Origin of the sequence: Sulfitobacter sp. HI0040 (assembly GCF_001634885.1) — a bacterium.
Lineage (GTDB): Bacteria > Pseudomonadota > Alphaproteobacteria > Rhodobacterales > Rhodobacteraceae > Sulfitobacter.
In genome coordinates, this window is the sequence record NZ_LWEX01000261.1 from 1 (window position 1) to 2249 (window position 2249).

2 pseudogenes are annotated in these 2249 nt (G+C 60.6%); both read right to left on the reverse strand.

The window, feature by feature from the left end:
* Positions 1-949, reverse strand: a pseudogene (locus A3728_RS23490) (site-specific integrase); the annotation flags it as partial.
* Between the two features lie 178 nt (positions 950-1127).
* A pseudogene (locus A3728_RS22800) lies at positions 1128-2072 on the reverse strand (NAD(P)/FAD-dependent oxidoreductase); the annotation flags it as partial.
* Between the last annotated feature and the right edge of the window lie 177 nt (positions 2073-2249).

The following is a 2249-nucleotide window of genomic DNA, read 5'->3' on the forward strand; positions in this document are numbered from 1 at the left end:
CGGTCTCCAGATAGGTTTTGAGCAGCTTGCTTGCGGCCTTTCCGAGTTGGATGGTCAGATTTGCATCGCCAGCGCTCCGCATCTTCACCTGGGCAGCGGGCACTACTATACGCGCCCGACCATCCTGCCAGGTCACCCAGTCCAGCCTCCCCTTCACGACGTTCTCACTTCGGGGAGCGCGTGCGAGCAGGATGTCATGTGCCAAGGCGGCCATGATGTCGCGACCAAGCTCCGGGTCGATCACTTCGGCGGCCCTCGGAAGGGAGCCGTCTGACTTGCGCGCAGCTTGGCGCTTTCGCTGGATCGAGGCCTCGATGTCACGTAGCAGCACTGCGCTCAGATCAATGGCCTGCTGTATCCGCGTGTCGTTGAACTGGCGCAGCTTGGCCATGTTCCTGGGCGCGATACCTTGGTAACTCACCTTTTGAAGGGCGATCGTGTCATCGATCTCCCGGAGATCCTCAGGCGGGCGGCAGAGATAGTCACGGGCGATCTTTCGAGCCGTTTTGAGCACGCTGGTCACATAGGCACTTGGGTATTCGCCTTGATTGACCTCCTTCAGGGTCTCCGCAGCGACATCGAGGAATTCCGGATCGGTGAGCTCTTCGATGGTATCCGGCAAGACCTCGGTAGATGAGGCGACCGCCTTGGCCAGCGAAACGATGTAGCCCCGGCGTGTCGCGAGGGTCTTGTCGCTCCAAGTATGCTTGCCGACCAGGAAGCCGGCCTGCCGCAGCAATTCGGAGCGGCTGGGAGCGTCTTGCCGACTGGACTGACCCGGTCTCCCGGCTTTTTCCAGCCGTTTGGCGCGCAGCTTCGCCTTCTTGTCGCAGACAGTGCCGACGGCCTCGTTGCGGTCCAGTTGCGCGATGAACTCCGCCCGGGTCAGTCCGTCGCGCGAAGCCTGTCCCTGTGCCCACGGGGCCACGCGCGTATCGAACTCCCTCATCAGGGGAGCGATTTGATCTGGCTTCACTCGGAACTTGTCGCGTCCGTCTTCGAACGGGTGCGGGGCCGCGATGAACCCGAAGCGGGCAAACTCTGGTTCGGAGGCAAGACGTGTAAACGCTGTGACAGGTCACAAGAAAGGCGCCAGGGTGCGCGGCAGACTTGGCATAGACGGGGTAGCCGTCAGGAGACATTACTCGCAGCGCTCCCCAGGCCCGGACCACCCGCACATCTGCGAGCGCGGGGAACACGGTCACAGCATGGCGCGCGAGGCTTGCCATGACGTCAAGGCTCTCGCTGTCGTCCATCCCTGTTTCCGCCTTGGTGCCGCCGATCTGGATACCACCTTCGTCGACCTGACGGATGGTGCTGGAAAGGAACGGCAACCGGTCCCCAAGTTTTTCGGTAATCAGGAGCTCGCCACGTTGCGGCCTTACCTGAGTCTCAAACCCAAGTTCGCTGGCCAAAGCGATCGAGCCAAGACCTGCGCAGAGCACAACCATTTCGGCTCCAAGGGTTTGACCATTCGCCAACGTAAGCGAGAAGCCACCGTCCGGCTCTGGCGTGATCGTGGAAACGGTCGCGCCCATGGTCACGCATCCGGCCAAGGCTTGCACGGAACAGCGGAGTGCCCGAAGAAAACGAAGCGGATTCACATGTCCGTCACGGGGCGAAAAACTCGCTCCGACGACTTCCGGCCCGATGCCCCCCAATTGACTGCGCAGGTCATCTCCGGTCAGAATTTCAAAGCTGGCACGGTGGTTTAGATGGGCGGCTTGCTGTTCAAGCTGCGCTGCAAAACCGGCCATCTCGGCTGGATCGGTAAAGAACTCATACCCACCCGACTGATCCAAAGCCACATCAATGCCTGAAAGCTCCTTCATCTGGCGTGCGAAACTCGGCCAGGCGACCAGCGCATCCATCGTCCAGTTCGCATAGGGCGCGAAATCCCAGCCCTTGCCCTGTCCCCAGATAAGCCCGAAGTTCCCCTGTGAAGCCCGCGCGTCCCCGTCAGCACCGTCCAGCACCCGCACTCGCCTTCCAGCCGAAAGCAGACCGAGCGCGACAGATAGGCCGACAAGGCCGCCGCCGACGATCGTGATTTCAGGGTCGCAATGCTGCATGTGATTCCTCCGAGTCCAAAATCGCAGGGTTGATCACATAAGAATAATCGTAATATTTTCGTCATTCATTCTCTGAGGTTATATATCACCATGATCGGCCGGCTCACACACCGACAAATTGAAGCCTTCCGCGCGGTGATGGAGTCCGGCAAGGTCACCTCCGCCGCGCAGGTGCTT